Annotated in this window: 16 protein-coding genes; 5 read left to right on the forward strand and 11 right to left on the reverse strand. The window is 70.6% G+C overall.

The features are described 5' to 3' along the window. Nucleotides 1-23 precede the first annotated feature (23 nt). The 3 genes from pulA to MIAR_RS15375 form a co-directional block, all read right to left on the reverse strand. On the reverse strand, nt 24-5780 hold the full coding sequence (gene pulA / locus MIAR_RS15365; protein WP_285637727.1) for a pullulanase-type alpha-1,6-glucosidase: 5757 nt from the start codon (nt 5778-5780) through the stop codon (nt 24-26). 368 nt (nt 5781-6148) lie between these two features. After that, on the reverse strand, nt 6149-7177 hold the full coding sequence (locus tag MIAR_RS15370) for a MerR family transcriptional regulator (protein ID WP_285637728.1): 1029 nt from the start codon (nt 7175-7177) through the stop codon (nt 6149-6151). 67 nt (nt 7178-7244) lie between these two features. Beyond that, complete coding sequence (locus MIAR_RS15375; protein WP_285637729.1) at nt 7245-7916, reverse strand: TetR/AcrR family transcriptional regulator; 672 nt, start codon at nt 7914-7916, stop codon at nt 7245-7247. Nucleotides 7917-7990: 74 nt separating this feature from the next. Between MIAR_RS15375 and MIAR_RS15380 the strand changes: the two genes are divergently transcribed. Both MIAR_RS15380 and MIAR_RS15385 read left to right on the forward strand, forming a co-directional pair. Then, a complete protein-coding gene (locus tag MIAR_RS15380; RefSeq protein ID WP_285637730.1) occupies nt 7991-8377 on the forward strand; it encodes a DUF1761 domain-containing protein in 387 nt (128 codons plus the stop codon). Nucleotides 8378-8399: 22 nt separating this feature from the next. Next, nucleotides 8400-8690 carry a DUF1905 domain-containing protein gene (locus MIAR_RS15385; RefSeq protein WP_285637731.1) on the forward strand — a complete coding sequence of 97 codons (291 nt, stop codon included), beginning with the start codon at nt 8400-8402 and terminating at the stop codon, nt 8688-8690. Nucleotides 8691-8729: 39 nt separating this feature from the next. On the opposite strand, the gene MIAR_RS15390 is transcribed toward MIAR_RS15385, so the two are convergent. The 8 genes from MIAR_RS15390 to MIAR_RS15425 all read right to left on the reverse strand — a co-directional run bounded on the left by MIAR_RS15390 (nt 8730) and on the right by MIAR_RS15425 (nt 19082). Beyond that, the gene (locus tag MIAR_RS15390; protein ID WP_285637732.1) at nt 8730-9908 is read right to left on the reverse strand and encodes a thiolase family protein; all 1179 of its coding nucleotides are present in this window, start codon (nt 9906-9908) and stop codon (nt 8730-8732) included. A 75-nt stretch (nt 9909-9983) separates the two neighbouring features. Continuing rightward, nucleotides 9984-10901 carry an aldose-1-epimerase gene (locus MIAR_RS15395; RefSeq protein WP_285637734.1) on the reverse strand — a complete coding sequence of 306 codons (918 nt, stop codon included), beginning with the start codon at nt 10899-10901 and terminating at the stop codon, nt 9984-9986. Beyond that, entirely contained in the window at nt 10898-12145 is a 1248-nt protein-coding gene (locus tag MIAR_RS15400) for a D-arabinono-1,4-lactone oxidase (protein WP_285637735.1), read from the reverse strand. The genes MIAR_RS15395 and MIAR_RS15400 overlap by 4 nt, the downstream gene beginning before the upstream one ends. A gap of 60 nt (nt 12146-12205) precedes the next feature. Further along, nucleotides 12206-13360 (reverse strand): ROK family transcriptional regulator, encoded by a 1155-nt coding sequence (locus MIAR_RS15405; protein WP_285637736.1) that lies wholly within the window; start codon nt 13358-13360, stop codon nt 12206-12208. A gap of 82 nt (nt 13361-13442) precedes the next feature. Next, nucleotides 13443-15872: a beta-xylosidase/alpha-l-arabinosidase gene (locus tag MIAR_RS15410; protein ID WP_425561607.1), complete on the reverse strand. Its 2430-nt coding sequence runs from the start codon at nt 15870-15872 to the stop codon at nt 13443-13445. 3 nt (nt 15873-15875) lie between these two features. Next, nucleotides 15876-16769: a carbohydrate ABC transporter permease gene (locus tag MIAR_RS15415; RefSeq protein ID WP_425561608.1), complete on the reverse strand. Its 894-nt coding sequence runs from the start codon at nt 16767-16769 to the stop codon at nt 15876-15878. Beyond that, nucleotides 16766-17779, reverse strand: a complete 1014-nt coding sequence (locus tag MIAR_RS15420) for a carbohydrate ABC transporter permease (protein ID WP_285637740.1) — start codon at nt 17777-17779, stop codon at nt 16766-16768. The genes MIAR_RS15415 and MIAR_RS15420 overlap by 4 nt, the downstream gene beginning before the upstream one ends. A gap of 7 nt (nt 17780-17786) precedes the next feature. Next, complete coding sequence (locus tag MIAR_RS15425; protein ID WP_285637742.1) at nt 17787-19082, reverse strand: extracellular solute-binding protein; 1296 nt, start codon at nt 19080-19082, stop codon at nt 17787-17789. Nucleotides 19083-19220: 138 nt separating this feature from the next. Here MIAR_RS15425 and MIAR_RS15430 point away from each other — a divergent pair, with 138 nt between their 5' ends. The 3 genes from MIAR_RS15430 to xylB all read left to right on the forward strand — a co-directional run bounded on the left by MIAR_RS15430 (nt 19221) and on the right by xylB (nt 22829). After that, nucleotides 19221-20219, forward strand: coding sequence for a LacI family DNA-binding transcriptional regulator (locus MIAR_RS15430; RefSeq protein ID WP_285637744.1), 999 nt, complete (start codon nt 19221-19223; stop codon nt 20217-20219). Between the two features lie 76 nt (nt 20220-20295). Beyond that, nucleotides 20296-21486, forward strand: a complete 1191-nt coding sequence (xylA, locus tag MIAR_RS15435; protein WP_285637746.1) for a xylose isomerase — start codon at nt 20296-20298, stop codon at nt 21484-21486. A gap of 53 nt (nt 21487-21539) precedes the next feature. Continuing rightward, nucleotides 21540-22829 carry a xylulokinase gene (xylB, locus tag MIAR_RS15440; RefSeq protein ID WP_285637748.1) on the forward strand — a complete coding sequence of 430 codons (1290 nt, stop codon included), beginning with the start codon at nt 21540-21542 and terminating at the stop codon, nt 22827-22829. The last annotated feature ends 14 nt before the right edge of the window (nt 22830-22843 follow it).

The following is a 22843-nucleotide window of genomic DNA, read 5'->3' on the forward strand; positions in this document are numbered from 1 at the left end:
TGCGGCGGGGCTTCCCGCTCGGACTACTGCACGTCCACCAGCACGGCGACCGTGCGGGCGGGGATCGTGACCGTGCCGGTCGCGGCATCCCAGGTGGTGGTCTTCACCACGGCATCCGAGCCCTTCGCCTGCGCGGGCGTCAGCACGAGATCGCGACCGGCCAGGCCGGCGACGGTCTGCGTGACCGGGTTCGGCGAGGCGTTGAACACCACCAGGGCGCCCTCGAGCGCCGGGTCGACGTCCTTCCCGACGAGATCGTCGATCTGCATCAGGATCACGCCCGGCACGGCATCCGCCCCGCCGTTCGGGAAGCTGACCTTCTGCCGGATCAGATCCGCGGAGCCCAGCCGGAGCAGGCCGACCTCGCTGCGCGCGCGCAGCAGATCGAGAGCGGATGCCTCGGCAGCGGCCATGTCGGATGCCGTCGGCTTGAGCGCGGGGTTCTGCAGCAGCGGCGCCATGATGCCCCATTTGCCCTGGTTGTCGGCCGCCATCGGCAGCCCCGAGCCGAACGTGGACTGCTTTCCGGTCCAGTCGATGCGATTGAACCAGTCGCCGGAGTTGTAGCTGTTGCGATCCAGCGACTTCGAGCGCAGCAGCTCGGTGCCGGCGTGCCAGAACGACGGCGACTGCGACAGGGTGACCGTCGCCAGCTCGACCGTGTTCATGCGCACTCGGTCGGCCATCGAGGTGCCGACCGGCAGCTTGAGCACCGACAGGTCGTACAGGGTCTCGTTGTCGTGCGCGTCGACGTAGTTGATCACCTCGTCGGGCTGGTCGGCGTAGCCGGCGCGCTGCCCGTTGTAGTCGATGTCCTCGCCCGTGGTGGTCCTGCCGTCGCTCGTCGTGAACGCGAAGTCGCGCAGGTTGCCGGCGAGGCCCAGCTTCACCAGGTCGGTGTCGTGGCCGAGGGTCGCGAGCTGCTGCGCCGCACTTCCGTTGATGGGGTCGCCGTTCGGGGCGGTCGCGAGTCCCGTGCCGAAGCCCTGCATGAACGTGGAGCCTCCGTCGACCGGACTGCCGCCGTGCACGGCGTCGCGCAGCCGGTCGTTGAAGGTGCCGATGCCGGTGCCGCCGAGCTGACCCTGCACGGCCTGCGGGAACAGGGCGTTGTTCGCGACCTCGCCGAAGTTCCAGCCCTCGCCGTACAGGTAGATGCGCTTGCCGTCGACGCCGTCGTCCTCGCGCGTGAGCGCGTCGAGGGCCTTGCGAGCGGCCATCATGTTGGCGACCGAGTGGTGGCCCATGAGGTCGAACCGGAAGCCGTCGACGCGGTAGCCGCGGGCCCATGTCACGAGCGAGTCGACCATGAGCTTCTGCGCCATCAGGTGCTCGGTCGCCACGTTCTGGCAGCAGGTCGAGGTCTCCACCGCGCCCGCCGCGTTGAGCCGGTGGTAGTAGCCGGGGACGAGCCTGTCCAGCACGCTGCGCTCGGCCTGGCCGGATGCCGCGGTGTGGTTGAACACCTGGTCGAGCACCACCTGCAGGCCCATGCCGTGCAGGGCGCCCACCATGGAGCGGAACTCGGCGATGCGCGCACCGCCCTCCGGGTTCACGGCGTACGAGCCCTCCGGCGTGGAGTAGTGGTACGGGTCGTAGCCCCAGTTGAAGCCGTCCGTGTCGGCGACCGCCGCGACGCACGCCTGCTGCGCGGTGTCGGCCGGGCCGTACGAGGTCAGGTCGCAGTCCGGCACGGCCTGACTCTTGCGGTCCTCCTGGATCGTCGCGATGTCGAAGGAGGGCAGCAGGTGCACGGTGTTCATGCCGGCGTCAGCCAGCTGCCGCAGCTGCTTCGTGCCCGCGCTGTCGCGGGTGAACGCCAGGTAGGTGCCGCGCTCGGCCTCGGGAACCGTGTCGTCGCCGATCGAGAAGTCCCGGATGTGCAGCTCGTAGATCGCACGGTCGACGGGCTTGTCGACCGCGGGGCTCTTCGTCGTCTTCCACGCCTTCGGCTGGAACGCCTTGTCGTCGAGGCTGACGGCGACCGAGCGCTCGGAGTTCAGCGTGAGCGCGACCGAGTAGGGGTCGGTGACCCGATTGGTCTCGATCTCTCCGGTGCTGGGCGCGTAGACCGCGACCTCCCACAGGTACTCGACGCCCTTGAGCGCCTTCTTGCCCTTGACGGTCCAGACTCCGGATGCCGCGTCGTAGACCGCCTTGTGGCGGGTCGGCTCGGCGTCCTGGGCGGCCTTCGCGTCCCACGTGAGCAGGGTGGCGCTCCGCGCGGTGGGCGCCCACAGCCGGAACGTCGGATTGACGCCGCTGAAGCCGGCGCCGAGTTCGGCATCCGCCGCCTTCGCCGCGTACAGATCGTCCAGCACGCCGGGCAGCTGCACGCCGGTGAAGGCGGTGAGCGCACCGGCGGTGTCGCTCTGCGCGACGGCCAGCTGCGTGCGCAGCAGCGCCGGCGCATCGGCATCCGCCGGCACCTTCAGCGCCAGGTAGCCGGCGAGCGCGGGGAAGCGCTTCTTCTGGGCATCCGTCAGGCCGCCGTCGACGACGGTGAGGTCGACCGCGTCGCCGCCGATGACCTGACCGTCGGTCACGGTCAGCGAGGCGTCGGCTGCCGAGTACAGCCGGTACGCGGCCCTGTCGGTCTGCCCGAGCGTGGCCGGCCACGCGATGGTGTCGCGGTCGATCCACTGGGCGCGCTGCTCCCCCGTGCCCGGCAGCGGGGCGTCGTCGCTCGCGACCTCGAGCACGTGCGTGCCGAGGGTGTAGCGGAAGGAGGTGACCTTGCCCTCGGTGGCGCTGAATGAGATGTTCGCACCGTCGCGTGCGCCGTCGGCGCCGTAGTTCTCGGCCCAGCTCAGGCCGTGCGCGACCTTGAGCTCGTAGGCGCCGGTGGGCAGCTTCGAGGTGGAGAACTCGTAGACGCCGTCGCGGTCGCCGTCGGCCATCAGGGTGGCCAGGCAGTCCGGCATCCAGTCACCGGCGCAGCCGAGCTCGTCCTGCAGGGAGCCGGGCAGCGTCACGATCGGGCCCTCGGCCGAGGACTGCACGATGTTCGTGCGCGGATCGAAGTAGAACGAGATCGGTCCGCCCTCGTGGCTGATGGTGATGTTCGGTCCGTCGGCGACGCCGTTCGCACCGTAGTTGACCGTCCAGTTCCCGTCGATCGCGGCCTTGTACTCGTAGTCGCCGGCGGGCAGGTCGAAGGTGCCCGCCCACACGCCGTCGCTGCGCAGTGTGAGCTTCGCCTTCTCGCACGCCGGGTCCCAGTCGCCGGCGCAGCCCATCTCGGAGTTCAGGCTTCCGGGCACGGTGACCATGTCGATGGGCGATTCCGGCTGCTCCTCCCCCGCATCCAGCGAGACGGCATTGCCGACGGAGGCGTAGGTGGACGCCGCGGAGTGGTGGCCGGCGGCATCCGTGGTCACCGCGCGATACTCGAGCAGAGTGCCCTTCTTCAGCCCGCGGATGTCGTGGAAGACGCGCGGGTCGGTGTCCTCGGCGGTGCCGAGCGCGTGCCACTCGTCAGAGCCGACGACCCGCCAGGAGAGGCTGGTCTGCGCCCACTGGTCGGCGGTGGCGGCCTGCACCGGCTGCTGACCGCCGACGGCGCCGCCGGGTGCCGGGGCGCTGACCGTGATCGGCGCGGCCTCGACGGGAGCGGTGACCGGGGCGTCCGCCTTCCACACGACGGCCGACAGCGCCGGCACGGTGACGGAGGTCCTGGCGCCGGCATCCGTGGTGATCGCGTTCCCGTCGCCGTACTGCACGGCGTAGGACGCGTCGGAGGTGAGGGTGGTGAGGTCGACGGTCTGCGCGCTGGTGGCGTTGTTCACCGCGACCAGGTACTCCACCTTGTCGGCGGCGTCGACACGGGAGAAAGCGTAGACGCCGGCCCCGGATGCCGCGTAGCGCTCGATCTGTGCGCCGTCGCGCAGCGCCGGGATGCCGGCGCGCAGCTTCGACAGCGCCGCGATCTGCCGGTACAGCGGGGCGTCTGTGCCGTAGCGGTCGACGGAGCCCGCCTGCTCTCCCGTGATGAGCTTCTGGTTCGCGTACTCGTCCACCTGCGTCGCGAACAGCGTCTGGCGTGCGTCCTTGTCGCCGCCGGGGCCCGCGAAACCCTGCTCGTCGCCGTAGTAGACGACCGGCTGCCCGCGAGTGAGGAACATCAGCTCGTTCGCCAACTCGATGCGCTGCAGCGGGGCATCCGTCCGCTGCAGGAACGATCCGACCCGGCCCATGTCGTGGTTGCCGAGGAACGTCGGCAGCGCGGTGGCGCTGGAGTCGGGCGTCGTGTACCGGTCATCGCCGGCGAACAGGCTCTGCAGGCCCTTGGCGGAGTTGCCGGATGCGTAGCTGACGGCGGAGGACTGGAAGGTGAAGTCCAGCACCGAGTTCATATCGGTGTCGCGGATGTAGGGGGCGAGCTTGACCGGGTCGGCGTCATACACCTCGCCGAACATGAAGAAGTCCTTCTTGCCCGCCGCGTGGGCGTAGTCGAGCACCCGGGTCGACCAGGTCTTCCAGAACTCGAAGTTCACGTGCTTGACGGTGTCGATGCGGAAGCCGTCGATGCCGAGGTCGACCCAGTCCTGGTACACCTTCACGAACCCGTCCACCACCCGCGGGTTCTCGGTCATCAGGTCGTCGAGTCCGTCGAAGTCGCCGTAGGTGACCGACTCGCCCGACCAGGTCGAGTTGCCCCGGTTGTGGTACAACGTGGGGTCGTTCAGCCAGGCGGGCGTCTTGGCGTCCTTGTCGGCGTCGGCGACGACCGGGGTGTACGGGAAGCTCGTGGACGCGTCGAGCGTGGGGAAGCCGTCGGTGCCGGCGTAGTCGGCGGGGTCGAACGCCGTGCCGTCTGCGTCCTTGTACGGGCTGGTCGCCTGGTCGATGTAGGAGTACTGCTTCTGGGCGTAGTCGACGACGTCAGCGGTGTGGTTGGTGATGATGTCGAAGTACACCTTGATGCCACGGGCGTGCGCGTCGGCGATGAGCGACTCGAGCTCGGCGTTGGTGCCCAGGTGCGGGTCGATGCGGGTGAAGTCGGTCACCCAGTAGCCGTGGTAACCGGCGCTGGCGTCGGCGCCGGTGCCCTGCACCGGCTTGTTGGCGAAGCTGGGGGTCAGCCAGATGGCGGTCGTGCCCAGGCCCTCGATGTAGTCGAGCCGGTCGCGCAGTCCCTTCAGATCACCGCCCTGGTAGAAGCCCTTGTCGGTGGGGTCGAAGCCGGTGGTCAGGCGGTCGCCGGTGAGGCCGCCGGTGTCGTTGGCGGTGTCGCCGTTCGCGAACCGGTCGGTCATGACGAAGTAGAACTGCTCCTCGGAGCCGGGCTGGCGCACCGGCTTCGCGATCAGGGCGTCGTCGTCCGCCGTGTAGCCCTGGCGGAGGCCGGTCGCCTGCACGCCGACGCGCTTGAGGTTGTCGTCGAACGTGAAGCGCAGGGTCGCAGGGCCGGCGACCGTGAGCGGGATGTTGTCGCCGCCGCCGTCGAGACCGTAGGCCTCGTCCCACGTGTCGTTCAGCGCGACCTTGTACTCGAAGCTTCCGGCCGGCACCGTGAACTCGGCCGAGTAGATACCTGCCGCGCCGGTGGGCGCGAGCTCGGTCTGGGTGCAGTCCGGCGCCCAGTCGGCGGCGCAGCCGAGCTCGGACTGCAGGTCGCCGACGAGGGCGACGGTGCGGTCGGCTGCAGCCGCCGGCGTGGCGACCGCGCCGAGCGCGGAGAGGCCGGATGCCACGACTGCGGCGATCGCGAGAGCGGCGACACGGCGAGTGGCGCGGGGCGCGATGCGGGGCTTCGATACAGCGGTCTTCTTCGACACGGATGCTCCAGGAGGGGTGGCGGGCGCGACGACGCGTCCGGGGCTGTGTCTGTGAAAGTAGCAGGATGCCGCGACCGACTGCAAGCGCTTCCAGTTACCAATACTCAGCATGAGTGCGCAGTTGACAGCCAAATCGTAAGCGCTTCCACAACCTGCGCAGCGCTGCACCGGACAATTCCGGCCCCGTTCACCTGCTGGACACGTCGTCCGCGTACAACTGTCTCTGCGCGGCCGAACGGCTTGACCGGATCAGGGTGCCGACCACTGCCGCGCCGCGGTGAGCCTCGCTCCCGCCGCGGTCTCGGACCGCGAGACCCCCGCCGAATCGGGTCGGCGGGGGTCTCTCTCTGCGGTGGAGCTCAGTGGCCTCAGCCGTGGATGTCGACCACGACGATCGTGTCGTTGTCCGGCTCGCCGGCATCCGCCACCGCACGCTCGACGGCGGTGACCGCCGCGTCCGGATCCTCCGCGTCCAGCAGGGCGGCGAAGTCGGATGCGGAGAACAGGGCGTGCACGCCGTCGGTGGTCAGCACGAGGCGATCGCCGCGCTGCACCGTGACGCCCACCACATCAGGCGCGGAGGGCAGCCCCGCCGCGAGCGCCCGATTGAGCACGGCGCGACGCGGGTGCAGCCGCGCCTCCTCCTCGGAGAGCCGGCCGTCCTCGACGAGCACCGAGACCTCGCTGTGGTCGGTGGTCAGCTGACGCAGCACGCCGTCGCGCCGCAGCCAGGCACGCGAGTCGCCGAGGTGCGCGATGGTCGCGACGTCACCCTTCAGCGCGATGGCGGTGAACGTGCTGCCGCGCTCCTCGTCGCCGACGCCGTCGGCGCACTCGGCGGCGAGCTCGTCCCAGCGCTCGGCGCCGACAGGCTCGGGCTCGGCCGCCAGCAGGCGGACGAGGTCGCCGGCCACCGAGGGTGCGCCGCCGAAGCCGTCGGCGACCGCCCACAGCGCATCGCCGATGTGCACGGCATCCAGCTGGTCGTCGCGGGCGCCCTGCCTGATGGCGTGCGCCACCAGGGTCCGGGGTGTTCGTGTCGTCGTCATGATGCTCTCCTTCGATCGTAGGTCTGCGACGAGGGCGGACACCTGGACCCGGCGCGAGCGCACGTCGGCCTCGGCCTGCCGCCAGAACGAGGTGACCTCGGCCGCGACGGCGACCGGTGGCAGCTCGAGGGCGGTTCGGATGCGCTCCAGCGGCATGCCCACGCGGCGCAGGGCCGCGATCAGGCGTGCCGGTTCGAGCTGGTCCGGTGCGTAGTACCGGTATCCGGTGCGCTCATCCACCTCGGCCGGGCGCAGCAGGTCCAGGTCGTCGTAGATGCGCAGCGCCTTGGGGCTGAGCCCGGCGGCACGGGCGAAGTCGCCGATCGACATGAGCTGCATGCGGTCCATCATCCCTCTCATCGCATCGGCGACTCTCGCCGACCGGCTCAGGTTCCGCCCTGCCCCCGGGGGAAGGTCAAACCCGCCTGCGGGCCGGGCGCGCGGGCCTCCAGCGCGCCAGGAAGGTCGCAACGGCATCGCCGGCGATGGTGGCCAGCTGCTCCTCCGAGAATCGGGACGCACCGGCGGTCAGCGTGATCCGGTCCAGCGGCGCCCCCAGCACGAGCCAGGTGAACTGCTGCGCCGCCGTTCCGGCATCTCCGGTCTCGAGGAGTCCTCGACGAGCGAGGTCCGCGAAGACCTCCGCGAGGAGTGCCTCATTGCGCTCCCAGCTGCGCTCCACGTACTCCGCGGCGATCTCCGGGAACCGTTCGGCTTCCGCGATGACGAGGCTGCGCATCTGCACGACGGGCGGACTCAGGACGGCAGCGTGCAGGATGCCGGCGAGGTCGAGAAGCGCCTGCTCGACGTCTTCGGTGCTCCGCAGCCGGTCGAGATGCGGACGCATCGCGTTCTGACCGCGTTCGACCCAGTCCGTGACGACGGCCGCGAAGAGCTCCTGCTTCGAGGCATGGCTGCGGTACAGCGTCTGCTTGGAGATCCTCGCGGCGGCGGCGATCGCGTCCATGGTGGTGGCGGCGTAGCCTTCGCGCAGCAGAATGTCACGCGCGACGGACAGGAGATCCGTGCCCTCGAGTCCGCCGGGGCGCCCCCGGCGACGCGGTCGGACTGCTTGTTCGGATGCCATGGCCATTCTCAAATAGTACTAGACAGTACGAAATTTGGGAGATATCGTACTGCTCAGTACTTAAAGGAGGCCTGATGATCTGGATCGGAATCGCCGTCGCAACCGTGGCGGCCTTCATCCTCAGTTCCGTCTACTACGCGGTCGGCACGCCGTTCGAACGCCGAGCCGCCGGGGATCGCGCGGTCGAACGCGGACGGCCGGGGCCGCTGAAGGTGATCGCCGAACTGGTGCGCACCTTCGTCCTCGCCTCCGGTTTCGCGTGGATCGCAGGCGCCGCATCCCTCCTCGCCCTGCCCGGCGCGCTGCTGCTCGCGGTGGTGCTGTGGGTGGCGTTCCCCGTGGTGCTGCTCACCGGCTCCGTCGGCTGGGATCGCGCGCCGATCCCGACGGCCGTGCTGCACGCCGGAGACTGGCTGCTCAAGCTGCTGCTGATCGCCGTCGTCATCGGACTCCTGCACTGACCCTGAGAAAGGAATGTCGATCATGGACGGGAAGACTCCGGGACCGCTGGACGTGACGTTCACCGCTCCCCTCGTGACCAGCGCCGCGCGCGGCGGCTGGACCTATGTGCAGCTGGACGGCTCAGCCGACTTCTTCGGTACCCGTGGGCTCGTCCGGGTCAGCGGAACCGTGGACGGCGAGCCGTTCCAGGGCTCCTTCATGGCCCTGGGCGACGGCACGCACAAGCTGCCGATCACGGCCGCGATCCGCAAGAGGATCGGACGGACGACCGGCGACCTCGTGACCGTGCACCTGACCGAGCGACGCGGCTGACCGGAGCCGCCCCGCTGAGGGGCGCCCCGACAGGCCTGGTCAGAGGCGCTCCAGGATGAGGGCGTTGGCCATGCCGCCGCCCTCGCACATCGTCTGCAGGCCGAGGCGCCCGCCGGTGGCCTCGAGGTGGTCGAGCAGGGTGCCGAGCAGGCGCGTGCCGGATGAACCGAGCGCATGGCCGAGGGCGATCGCACCGCCGCGGGGGTTGAGCTTCGCCGGGTCCGCGCCCAGCTCGGCCGCCCAGGCCAGCGGCACGGAGGCGAACGCCTCGTTGACCTCATAGGCATCGAGATCCTCGATGCCGAGACCTGCCCGCTCGAGCACCCGCCGAGTGGCGGGGATGGGCCCGGTGAGCATGAACAGCGGGTCGTCGCCGATCACGTCGAACGCGCGGAACCGGGCGCGGGGTGTGAGTCCGAGCTGCTCGGCGCGGTCGGCGCTCATCATCAGCGCGGCGGATGCCCCGTCGGTGAGCGGCGAGGAGTTTCCCGGTGTGATGCTCCATTCGACATCGGGGAAGCGCTCGGCATAGGCATCCGTGCGGAAGGATGCCGGCAGCCCGGCGAGCCTCTCGACCGTCGTCCCCTCGCGGACGGTCTCGTCCGTGAGGGCGTCGGGCGCCTCGGGCACGGCCACGACCGTGCGGTCGAAGAAGCCGTCCCGCCACGCCTGCGCCGCGCGAGCGTGCGACTCGGCGGCGAAGGTGTCGAGCGCGGCGCGGTCGAAGCCCCAGCGCTGTGCGATCAGCTCGGCGCTCACGCCCTGGTTGACCAGTCCCTGCGGGTACCGGGCGCTGAGCCGCGGCGACATCGGCGAACCGCCGGATGCCGAGGAGCCGAGCGGCACCCGGCTCATGGACTCCACTCCCCCGACGATCACGATGTCGTTCTCGCCGGCGGCGATGCCCGCGGCGGCGAAGTGCACGGCCTGCTGACTGGACCCGCACTGCCGGTCGATCGTCGTGCCGGGGATGTGCTCGTCGAACCCCGCGGCCAGCACGGCCTGCCGGGCGATGTTCATGGCCTGGTCGCCGACCTGGCTCACGCAGCCCAGCATCACGTCGTCGATCTGCCCGGACTCCAGGCCGTTGCGCTCCAGGATGCTCTGCAGCATCCCCGCGGCGAGATCCACCGGATGCACGCCCGACAGCGCCCCTCCCGGCTTGCCGCGCCCCACCGGGGTGCGGATGACATCGACGACGACGGCTTCGCTGCTCATACGTCCATCATGACGCCTCGCGGGTGCGACGGGCCTGGTTCCGGCCATCGCCGACGCGTCAGCAGCAGACCGCGATCAGAGCGCCCGGATGCTCCAGCCCGCGGTATGCGCGGCGCCGGGCTCGAGCACGATCAGGTCGGTGCCGGAGTTGAAGGCGTCGGGAGGGCAGGTCATCGGCTCGACGGCGAGGCCGCGCCGGCTGGCGACAGGGTCCGGGAGATCGGCCGTATGCACCTGGACCCACGGGCATCCGGCGTCCCACACCATCTCGACACCGGCGCCGGACGCGCCGCGAAGCCGTACGGCGGAGGCACCGCGCGCATCGCGCTGGAGGCCGGTGAAGGCGTGGTCGATGAACGTGTCACCGATGCGGCGCGGGGCGCGGAAGTCCCACTCCGGATGCGCGTCGACCGGCTCGAGGGCGACCGGGCTGAGCCGATCGGCGGTGACCGTGAGCACCTCGGATGCCGGCAGCAGCAGTTCCGTGTCGTCGACGTGCTCGTCGCCGGCCGTGAGGTACGGGTGCGGTCCGGTGCCCCAGGGAGCGGCATCCGCCCCGAGGTTGCGGCCCGTGACGCGCTGGTGCAGGCCGGTGGCGTCCACGGAGTACTCGACCTGGACCTCGACGCGGAACGGGTAGCCGGCCTGCGGCTGGATCACGGCGGCGAGCACGACCCGATCGTCGGCGATCTCGCGCACCGCGAAGTCGAGCCAGGTGACCAGCCCGTGCAGGGCGTGGCTGCGGGCCGGCTCCGTCAGCGCCAGCTGATACGTGGCGCCGTCGAACGCGTACCGGCCGTCGACGATGCGGTTCGGCCAGGGGGCGAGCGTGGCGCCGCGGTGCGCGGGCCGCACCTCGTCGGCGTCGAACGGGATCACCAGGTCGCGGCCCTCGAAGGTCAGGGCCCGCAGGGTCGCCCCGATGCTGGCGATCTCGGCACGATATCCGCGCGCGGTGATGGTCAGCTGTCGTCCGGAACGGGGATCGGTCACAGTCCCAGCCTCTCCAGGTAGTCGTTCACGAACCGGCGTTCCGGATCGAGTTCGGCGCGCAGCGCCGCGAAGTCGTCCCACCGAGCGTAGCGGCGCTGCACCTCGGCTCCGTCCAGTGTGAAGATCTTGCCCCAGTGGGGCCGGGCGGACGCCGGGAGCGCGGCCTCGATCGCCGGCAGCAGTGCCCGCACGGCCGTCTCGTCCTGGCGCCAGGTGAAGTGGATGCCCACGGCATCCGTGCCGTAGGCGGAACTCAGCCACAGATCGTCAGCCGCGACTGTGCGGACCTCGCTCACCAGCAGCAGCGGGGCGATCCGGTCGGCGAGCCCGCGGACCGACTCCAGCGCCGCCACGGCGTCACGGCGCGGCATCAGATACTCGCTCTGCAGCTCGGCACCCGCGGAGGGCGTGAACTCCAGCTTGAAGTGCGGCAGGCGCTGGTACCACGCACCGGGCTCGCCGCCCTGGTCGGTGCACGCCTCGGGATCGACCCCGAGGATCGGATGCCGCTTCACCTGCGCGGCTGCGGCGCCCAGCCGTGCGGGGATGTCACCGGCCAGATCGTCGGCGCCGCGCTGCTTGATCCACAGCTGGTCGGCGTGGTCGGTGCGCTGCCAGGTGGTGAAGATGCTCACGCTGGTGCCCGCCGAGGTCACCGCGTCGAGGTCGTCCAGGATCGCATCCCAGCCCGGGCGCTCGTGCACGCGCTGCGCGACCGCGTACGTCGGCTCGACGTCGAGGACGAGCTCGAGCACGACCCCCAGTGCGCCGATCCCGACCACCGCGCCGGCGAACCGCGGGTCGCCGCGGTGCAGGTGCAGCAGTTCGCCGGATGCCGTCAGCAGCAGCAGTTCGCGCACCGCCGCGGCGAGCGATCCGATCGCATCGCCGGAGCCGTGCGTGCCGGTGGCCACGGCGCCGGCGACGGAGATGTGCGGGAGGGAGGCGAGGTTCGCCAGCGCCAGCCCCTCGGCCTCGAGACGCGGCGCGATGTCGCCGTAGCGCAGCCCGCCGGACACCCGCACCGCGTCGCGTTCCGGGCTGATCTCGAAGACCACGGGCATCCGGCCCAGGGCGACGAGCGTGCCGGTGGTGTCGGCGATGTCGTTGAAGCAGTGCCGCGTGCCCAGCACGCGCACCTTCCCGCCCGCCGTGACCAGGGCGTGCGCCTCGTCGACGGTCGACGGATGCGCCACGGCACCCCGGTAGCCGATGTTCCCAGCCCAGTTGCGTTCCGCGCTCACCGGCGCCTCCTCGTGATCATGACGGCTCAGTTCTCTTGACGGCTCAGTTCTCGTGACGACTCAGCCGAGCGGGTCGGACAGCAGTCGCTGCAGGGCGGCGTCCGCCGCGCCGATCAGCAGGCGGTCGGCCCCGAGAGCCGCGGATGCCAGCTCCAGATGCTCCGCGGAGGCGGCGAGCGCGCGGGCGCGCACCTCGTCGTCGAACCCCTCGCGATCGATCTCGCGAAGGCTGCCGAGGAACCCGCCGAGCACGATGATCGACGGGTTGAGCACGTTGACCGCGTTGCCCAGGGTGGCGGCGAGGATGCGGCGCTGCCTGGCGGACTCGACCCTGGCGTCATCGGATGTCGTGAGAGCCCGCTCCAGCTCCGCGTCGTCGGGGGCGGTCAGGCCGGTGGCCCGCACGAGCCGCGCGCGGTTGACCTCGTCCTCGAGCACGCCGCCCTCGACCCGCCGGTCGGCGGCATCCGTCAGGCTCGCGGCGGTCTGCCCCCACTCCCCGGCGTACCCGCCTTCGCCGCCGATGAGCTGCCCGTGCAGCACGAGCCCTCCGCCGATGCCGCTCGCACCGCCGTTGAGGTAGACCACATCGCCGTGCTCGCGGGCGGCGCCGAACAGGCGCTCGGCCCTGGCGCCGTACGAGGCGTCGTTGCCGACCACGACGGTCAGGCCCAGCGCCTCCGCGAGCGGACCCGCGATGTCGGCGTCGTGCCAGTCCAGGTGAGGCGCGAAGCGCACCAGTCCGTCCTCCGCCCGCACCAGGCCGGGCACAGCGACGCCCGCTCCCACGATGCGGCAGTCCTTCAGGCCATCCGCCCTCCAGGCCGCGACCACCCGGGCGACGACCTCGACCACCTCGGCGACGTCGGGGTTCGACGCCGGAACGCGCTCGCGCAGTCGCACACTGCCGCCGAGGGACACCGCACCGATCTCGATCGCGTCGATCTCGGGGTTCACGCCGATCGCGACGACGTCGGGGCTCGGCGCGACGATGGGCGACGGGCGGCCGACGCGACGCGTGGGATCGGGATCGTGCTCCCGCACGAGGCCCGCCGCCGCGAGCCGGGAGACCAGGTCGGACACGGTCGACCGGTTCAGCCCCGTCTCTGCCGTGATCACGGCGCGGGAGCGCGGTCCCCCGTGGTGCACGAGACGCAGCACCTCGCCGAGATTGGTGCGCCGCACCCCCTCCACGGTCGTCGCGCGTTCGCTCATCGTCCCAGGCTACCGATCCCGGTGTGCGCCATCCGTCCATGTGCCGAGTCGGTCATGCGCGCCTCGCCGCGCGGCCCGCTCGTCACTCGACGGAGACTTCCACCAGGCGGGCGTCCTCCCCGGTGACCTCGTGCACGGCGCCGGTGAGCAGCACCGTCGCGGGCGCTGTGGCAGCGCCGGGCAGCGTGCGCTTCGTACGGGGCCGCTCGTTGGAGATCGCGCCCGCGGTGGCCCCGCTCAGATCCGACACCGGCGCCTGCGCCTCGGCATGCGACGCCGCCCACACCCGCACCTCGCCCGGCTCGACCACCCGCACGAGGCGGCGATCGCTGAACGCGAGACGCGCGGCCGGCACGTCGAACCGCACCCGCCTGCTCTCGCCCGGTGCGAGGTCCACGCGCGCATAGCCGAGCAGCTGCGCGACGGGCCTGGTCACGCTCGCGACGGGATCTCGACCGTAGAGCTGCACGACCTCGGTCGCGGACACGTCGCCGGTGTTGCGCACCAGCACGGATGCCATGAACCGGCCGTCCGTGCGGGCCTCCCCCGACACCTGCAGGTCGTCGTAGGCGAAGGTCGTGTAGGACAGGCCGAAACCGAACGGCCGCAGCGGCGCCGGGTCCGTGGAGGTCACGTCCGACGGCCCGCCGAGGATCGGATGCAGGTAGCTGTACGGCTGCGCTCCGGACGAGCGCGGCAGGCTCACCGGCATCCGTCCCGACGGCGCGATCGCGCCGGTGAGGACGTCGGCGATCGCCTCGCCACCGGCCTCGCCCGGGAAGAACGCCTGCAGCACGGCCGCCGGGCGCGCACCGTCGCCGTCCAGCGCCCAGTCGATGGCATAGGGCCGCCCCGTGACGAGCACCATCACGACGGGCGTCCCCGTGGCGACCAGGGCCTCGACCAGTTCACGCTGCACACCCGGAAGGTCGAGCGAGTCCACGTCGTTGCCCTCGCCGACCGTGCCGCGGCCGAACAGCCCGGCCTGATCGCCGACGACGACCACGGCGACATCGGCATCCGCCGCCGCGGCGACCGCCGTATCGAAACCGGACCGGTCCTCGCCCTCGACCTCGCAACCCCCGACGTGCACGAGCTCGGCATCGGGAAGCGCCGCCGTCAGCGCCTCGCGGACGGTCGGGATGCGGAAACCGAGGTCGTGGCCGGGGTGATGCGCCAGCACATGGTTGGCGAACGAATAGCATCCCTGCAGTGCGGCCGTGCGGTCGGCGTTCGGCCCGACCAGGGCGATGCGACGCGGACCGCGCAGCGGCAGGATGCCGTCGTTGCCGAGCAGCACGAGCGACTCCGCCGCCAGCCGGCGGGCCACCGCGCGATGCCGAGGGGTGTCGAGGTCGACCTGTGCGGGCGGATCCTCATCGAACGCGTCGGCGTCGAGCAGCCCGAGCTGCTCCTTCTGCAGCAGCACCCGGATCACGGCGCGATCCAGGTAGGCCTCATCGAGCAGCCCCGCGCGCACGCGCTCGACCAGCGGCGTCAGGTACGCATCGCCGGAGGGGAGCTCGACATCGATGCCGGCGGTCAGGGCCAGCTGCGCGGCCTCACCGCGATCCGCGGCCACCGCGTGCATGATCTCGAGGAACGCCACGGCGAAGTAGTCGGCCACCACGACACCGTCGAAGCCGAGCCGCTCCCGCAGCAGTCCGGTCAGCAGCGCCGGGTCGGATGCCACGGGCACCCCGTCGATCTCGGCGTAGCTGTTCATCACGCCACGCGCTCCGCCGTCCCGGATCGCCATCTCGAACGGCGGGAGGAACACGTCGGCGACCTCCCTGGGGCCGGCCGAGACCGGCGCGTGGTTGCGGCCGGCCCGGGAGCCGGAGTAGCCCAGGAAGTGCTTCAGCGTGGCGTGCACGCCCGCGGACTGCAGTCCTCGCACATAGGCCGCACCGACGGTGCCGACCAGGTACGGATCCTCGCCGATGCACTCGTCGACGCGTCCCCACCGCGGGTCTCGCACGACATCGAGCACCGGGGCGAGGCCCTGATGGATGCCGAGGCTGCGCATCGACTCCCCGACGAGCGCACCCATGTCCGCGACCAGCTCGGGGTCGAAGGACGCACCCCAGGCCAGCGGCGTGGGAAAGGTCGCCGCCTTCCAGGCCGCCAGCCCCGTGAGGCACTCCTCGTGCACGAGCGCGGGGATGCCGAGCCGGGTCTCGCCCTTGAGCCGGCGCTGCTCCTGCCACAGCCATGCCGCGCGCTCCGCCGGATCGACCGGACGCGTGCCGTAGACGCGGGTGTAGTGCCCGATCCCGTGCCGGGTGATCTCGGCGGGCACTCCGGTCTCGCGCGTCGCGCCCATCTCGTTCTGCATCGGGGCGACGACCTCGCCGCCCTGGTCGAGCCAGTAGCCCACCAGTTGCGCGACCTTCTCCTCCAGGGTCATCTCGGCCAGCAGCGCACTCACCCGCGGCGAGGCGGCGGGGAAGGCGGGGATCGTCACCGCACCCTCCGGTGCGTAGGTGGTCACATCAGTCTCCTGCAGCATCCCTCAGCCCTTCACCGCTCCGGTCAGTCCGCCGACGATGCGGCGCTCGAACATGCTGAAGAAGACCAGCGCGGGCAGCATCGACAGCGAGGTGTACGCCAGCACGCGCGCGGTGTCCACCGAGTACTGCGACGCGAAGTTCTGCACGCCCAGCGGCAGGGTGAACAGGCTCTGGTCGTTGAGGATGAACAGCGGCAGCATGTACCCGTTCCAGGCGCCCACGAACGCCAGGATGCCGACGGTGATCACACCGGGAAGGCTGAGCGGCACCACCATCCGCCAGAAGAAGCCCAGACGCGACGCGCCGTCGATGGACGCGGCCTCCTCGAGCTCCTTCGGGATGGCGCGCAGGAACGGCACGAGGATGATGATCGTCGTCGGCAGCGCGAACGCGATCTGCGGCAGGATGATCCCGGCCAGGCTGTTCACCAGCCCCAGGTTGCGGATCAGGATGTACAGCGGCGTGATGGCCACCGTCACCGGGAACATCAGGCCGGCCGCGAACAGCGCGTACATCACGCCGCGGCCCGCGAACTCGTAGCGGGCGAGCACGTAGCTCGCCATCACGCCGAGCACGACCGCACCGGCCGTGGTCCCGGCGGCGGAGATCGTGGAGTTCAGCATGGCCGTCCAGAACTCCGAGCTGGCCAGCACGTCGCCGTAGTTGCCGAGCTGCCACGGGGAAGGGAACCCGGAGGGGTCGAGCGTGATCTGCGAGTTGGTGCGGAATCCGCCGATGATCACGTACAGCACCGGCGTGATGCAGATCGTGATCAGCACCAGCGCGACCAGGTAGACCGCGGGGCTCCCCCACTTCACGTCGGCGTCGCGCGTGCGGCGGCCCTTCGGGGAGATCGCCCGGATGGCGACGCGGGTGTTCAGGGTCTCGGCGCTCACTTGCGCCTCCTTCCGCCGTCGCCGGTCAGCGCACCCTCGGTGTCACGACGCAGCACGAAGCGCTGATAGACGAGAGCCACGATCAGGGTGATCAGGAAGAGCATCACCGCGACGGCGTTGCCGTATCCGTAGCTGCCGGCCAGATGGCCGTTCTGGTACATGTAGGTCGCCATCGTGGAGGTGCCGGCGGTTGCGGCGATGTACTGACCCCAGATGATGTTGACCAGGTCGAACAGCTGCAGCGAGCCGATGATGGACAGGAACGCCCAGATCCGGATGGTCGGCCCCAGCAGGGGCACCGTGATGCTCCACTGGATCTTCCAGAAGCCGGCGCCGTCGATCGCGGCGGCCTCGTACAGCTCCTCCGGGATCGACTGCATGCCGGCGAGCATGAGGATCACCGCGAAGCCGAGGTACTTCCAGGTGATGATGATCATCAGCGAGCCCATCGCGATCGAGGGATCGGCGATCCAGGACTGCTGCAGGAAGCCGAGCCCCCACTTCTCCAGGAGGGAGTTCAGAGCGCCGGCGTCCTGCAGCATCAGGCTCCAGCCGATGCCGACGATGACCTCGGAGATGACGTAGGGCACGAAGATCAGCACGCGGATGATCGACCTGCCGCGGATCTTCTGGTTCAGCAGCAGCGCGAACAGGATCGCCACCGGCCCCTGCAGCAGCAGCGAGAGCACGACGATGACGCCGTTGTGCAGCACCGCCTGCCGGAAGGTCTCGTCCTCCCACATCATGCGGTAGTTGTCGAGGCCGATGAACTCCGTCGGCCAGCCGAAGCCGTTCCACTTGAAGAAGCCGTAGAACGCGGCCATCGCCACCGGGAGGATGACGAAGCCGACGAACATGATGAGGGCCGGTCCCGAGAGGAGCGCGATCTCGCCGCGCTTGCGCCAGTCGGGCCGCGGCGAGCGCCGCTCCGGAGCGGGCACGGGGCCCGCTCCGGAGACGGCGATCCTCTCAGGCACCGTCGTGCGCTGCAGTGCCTGGGTGTCGGTCATGAGCCGGTCAGCCCCTCGCCTCGGCCTTGGTGACCGTGTCGACGAGCTTCTTCGGCGAGCCCTGCCCTGCGAGCATCTCGACGACGCTCGTGTTCAGCGCGTTGCCGACGTTCTGCCCGAGGGCGGTGTCGAGCCACAGGGCGACGTAGGGGGCCTTCGTGTATGCCTCCATCAGCGGCTTCAGCGACGGATCGGTGACCGCTCCGGTGGCATCCTGGTTCGCCGGGATGGTCTGGAACGCCACGGCGTACTTCTCCTGCCATTCCTTCGAGGAGACGAAGTTGAGGAACTTCTCGCACGCGGCCGGGGAGTCGGCCGAGCAGGAGTAGCCGTCGACACCGCCCATCATCGCGCCGGCCCCGCCGTCACCGCCGTCCACCGCGGGGAAGGGGAACCAGCCCAGGTCGGGCAGCGGTTTCTCGTCGGGGGTGAGGCTGGCGATCACGCCCACGTCCCACGCGCCCATCAGCTCCATGGCTGCCTTGTGGTTGGCCAGCAGTCCGGCCGAGGAGTTCGCTCCCTCCTGCGGGGAGGTCGTCAGGAAGCCCTTGTTGAACGGCTCCGTCCTGGCGAAGTCCTGCAGGTTCTCGGCCGCTGTGAGCCAGCACGGATCGGAGAAGTCGGCCTTGGTCGCGAGGTTCTCGATCAGGTCCTGGCCGCAGGCCCGCAGGGCGAAGAAGTAGTACCAGTGCGCGGCCGGCCACGCGGCCTTGGCGCCGAGCGCGATCGGCTCGATGCCTGCCGCCTTCAGTTTGCTGACGGCTGCCTCGAGCTCGTCCATCGTGGCGGGCTCGGAGCTGACCCCCGCCTGCGCGAACAGGTCCTTGCTGTAGAAGAAGCCGCCGGGGAGCACCGCGCTCGGCATCCCGTAGACCTTGCCGTCGACGCTGAAGGCGCTGAACGGGGCGTCGCCGAAGGCCTTCTTCACGTCGGGGTCGATGAGCTTCGTGAGGTCCTTCACCTTGCCCGCGTTGACGATGTCGGCGAGCTTGCCGCCGCCGCGCGCCATGAAGATGTCGGGCATGTCGCCCGAGTTGACGGCGGTCTGCAGCTTGCCGTCCATGTCCTCGTTCTGGATCGACGTGACCTTGATCGTCACGTCGGGGTTCTCCTCGTGGAATGCCGCCGCCGCGTCGGCCCAGTACTGCTTGCCGGGACCCGTGGTGGAGTTGTGCCACATCGTGAGCGTGGTCGCGCCGTCAGCGCCGGCTCCGTCCGAGCCGCCGGAGCAGCCGGTGAGCCCGAGCATCCCCAGCGTCGCCACGGCCGCCGCTGCGGCGACCCATGCCTTGCCGATCTTCATGCCGTGTGTCTCCTCTTCGAGTTCGCGGTCCGGCCCCATTTGTTGCCGACTACACCGAATGTGCTCCGGCCACTCTGGCAGGTTCGATTCATCATGTCAATCGTTATCGATATCGTTTTCCATCACTAGATTGGACAGATGAACCGCCGCACGACGATCCACGATGTCGCTCACGCCGCCGGAGTCTCCGTCGCCACCGTCTCCAAGGCCATCAACGGCCGCGACGGCGTCGCGCCCGCGACGCTGGCGCACGTGCTGAGCGTGGTCGACGAGCTGGGGTACGCCAGTTCGCTGGTGGCGACGTCGATGCGACGTCGGCGCACCAACGTCATCGGCGTGCTGGTGGCGGAGTTCGAGCCGTTCGCGCTGCAGCTGCTGAGCGGGGTCTCCACCGAGCTGCAGGGCACGCGCTTCGACGTGCTGGCCTACGCGGGCAGCGTCTCGGCAGGCGAGCACCGCGGCTGGGAGCGACGCTCGCTCTCCCGCTTGGGCGGAACCCTGATCGACGGCGCCATCGTCGTGACGCCGACATCGACCCCCGCGGACGCATCGGTGCCCCTCGTCGCCATCGACCCGCACGCCGGCCCGGACGGGCCCGCGACGGTGAGCGTGATCAACGTCGACGGCGCACGGGCCGCGACCGAGCACCTGATCTCACTGGGGCATCGCCGCATCGCCCACCTGCGCGGCCGCACCGACCTCGTCTCCGCCCAGCAGCGCGAGCAGGGGTATCGCGAGGCGCTCGACGCCGCGGGCATCCGCTTCGACCCCGCCCTCATCGCCGACGGCGGCTACCGCACGGCGGATTCGACCGCGGGTGCGCACGCGCTGCTCGATCTCGTAGACCGCCCCACGGCCGTCTTCGCGGCGAACGACCTCTCCGCCATTGAGATGATCCGCGTGGCGGGCGAGCGCGGCCTGCACGTGCCGGACGACCTCTCGGTGATCGGCTTCGACGACATCCCCGACGCGGCCGCGCACGCGCCTCAGCTGAGCACGGTGCGCCAGCCGCTGACCGAGATGGGTGCCGTCGCCGTGCGCCTGCTGCTGCGGATGCTGGACGGTGAGGCGCACGAGCACGTGCGCCTGCCGGCCGAACTCGTCGTGCGGGAGACGACGGCTGCACCGAGGATCTGATTCGTTGCATCCGCACCATCGACTTGATATGTTCTGATCCACAACATTTCATCGACGTCGCTGAAGGCGGATCACCATGTCACTCACCCCCACCAAGGCCGACAAGTTCTCATTCGGACTCTGGACAGTCGGCTACAACGGCGCCGACCCGTTCGGCGGGCCCACCCGGCCGCAGCTCGACGTCGTGCACGCAGTCGAGAAGCTCGCCGAGCTCGGCGCCTACGGCCTCACCTTCCACGACGACGACCTGTTCGCGTTCGGGTCGACGGATGCCGAGCGGCAGACCCAGATCGACCGCCTGAAGGGCGCCCTGGCCGACACCGGGCTGATCGTGCCGATGGTCACCACCAACCTGTTCAGCGCCCCGGTGTTCAAGGACGGCGGCTTCACGTCGAACGACCGCCAGGTGCGCCGCTTCGCGCTGCGCAAGGTTCTGCGCCAGCTCGATCTGGGCGCCGAGCTGGGCGCGAAGACCTTCGTGATGTGGGGCGGCCGCGAGGGCGCCGAGTACGACTCCGCGAAGGACGTGCGGGCAGCTCTCGAACGCTACCGCGAGGCCGTGAACCTGCTCGGCGACTACGTCACCGACAAGGGCTACGACATCCGCTTCGCCATCGAGCCCAAGCCCAACGAGCCCCGCGGAGACATCCTGCTGCCGACGCTCGGGCACGCGCTCGCGTTCATCGACTCGCTGGAGCGCCCCGAGCTGGTCGGGCTGAACCCCGAGGTCGGTCACGAGCAGATGGCGGGACTCAACTTCGCCGCCGGCATCGCCCAGGCGCTGTACCACGGCAAGCTGTTCCACATCGATCTGAACGGGCAGCGCGGCATCAAGTACGACCAGGACCTGGTGTTCGGCCACGGCGACCTGCACAACGCGTTCGCGCTGGTGGACCTGCTCGAGAACGGCGGCGCGAAAGGCACCCCGGCCTACGACGGCCCGCGGCACTTCGACTACAAGCCCAGCCGTACCGAGGACGAGGCCGGCGTGTGGGACTCCGCCGCCGCCAACATGCGCATGTACCTGCTGCTGAAGGAGCGGGCCGCCGCGTTCCGCGCCGACCCCGAGGTGCAGGAGGCACTGGCCGCCGCGCGCGTCGCCGAGCTGTCGCAGCCCACCCTGGGAGAGGGCGAGTCGTACGACGACCTCCTCGCCGACCGGAGCGCGTTCGAGGACTTCGACCCCTCCGCGTACTTCGGCGCGCGCGGCTTCGGCTTCGTGCGGCTCCAGCAGCTGGCATCCGAGCACCTGATGGGCGCTCGCTGACCCGCTCGCCCCTGATCGCCGAGACCGGAGCATGAGATGAGAGGATGCCGCGCATGGCACTCGTGATGGGCGTCGACTCATCGACGCAGTCCTGCAAGGTCGTGATCGTGGATGCCGTCTCCGGTGCGATCGTGCGCACGGCGCGTGCGTCGCACCCGGACGGGACCTCGGTCGATCCCGAGGCGTGGTGGGAGGCCCTGCAGGCGGCGATCGCGGATGCCGGCGGCATGGACGACGTCGAGGCCTGGGCCATCGGCGGGCAGCAGCACGGCTTGGTGGCGCTGGACTCCTCGGGTGCTGTGGTCCGCGACGCCCTGCTGTGGAACGACACGCGTTCCGCGGGCGCAGCATCCGATCTGATCGCCGAGTTCGGGGCATCCGCTCTGACGCACCGCACCGGACTCGTGCCCGTGGCGTCCTTCACGATCACCAAGCTGCGCTGGCTGCGCGACGCGGAGCCCGCCAACGCCGAGCGGGTCGCGGCCGTCGCGCTGCCGCACGACTGGCTCACCTGGCGGCTGCGCGGGTTCGGCCCTGCAGATCCTCGGCTGGACGAGCTGGTCACCGATCGGTCGGATGCCAGCGGAACCGGCTACTGGAATCCCGAGACCGGCGAGTACGACCGCGAACTGCTGGTCGCGGCGCTCGGGCACGACGCGGTGCTGCCGCGGGTGCTCGACGCGTCGGAGTGGGTGACGGATGCCGCCGGCCGGGGCGTCGGCCCCGGCGCGGGCGACAACGCCGGGGCGGCGCTCGGTGTCGGGGCCCGTCCGGGGGATGCGGTGGTGTCGATCGGCACGAGCGGCACGGTCTTCGCGGTCAGCGAGCGGGCGGTGCACGACGAGACGGGCACCGTCGCCGGCTTCGCGGACGCCGACGGACGCTTCCTCCCCCTGGTCGCGACGCTGAACGCCGCACGGGTGCTCGACGCGATCGCCCGGCTGCTCGGCGTGGACCATGAGGAGCTGTCCCGGCTGGCGCTGGACGCCTCCACCGGTGCCGGCGGTCTCACCCTGCAGCCCTACTTCGAGGGCGAGCGCACCCCGAATCTGCCGGACGCCGCCGCCACGCTCAGCGGCATGACCCTGTCATCCACGACCCGCGAGAACCTCGCGCGCGCAGCCGTCGAGGGCATGCTGTCGGGACTCGGCGCCGGCCTCGACGCCCTGCGCGGGCAGGACGTCCGGATCGAGCGCGCCCTGCTGATCGGCGGCGGCGCGCAGTCGCAGGCCGTCCGCGAGATCGCCCCGCTCGTGCTCGGCATCCCGGTCGAGGTTCCCGAGCCCGCCGAGTACGTGGCACTGGGCGCCGCGCGCCAGGCCGCGCGGGTGCTGGACGCCTGAGCGCCCTGCGCTCC

The organism is Microbacterium arabinogalactanolyticum (assembly GCF_030268005.1).
GTDB lineage: Bacteria > Actinomycetota > Actinomycetes > Actinomycetales > Microbacteriaceae > Microbacterium > Microbacterium arabinogalactanolyticum.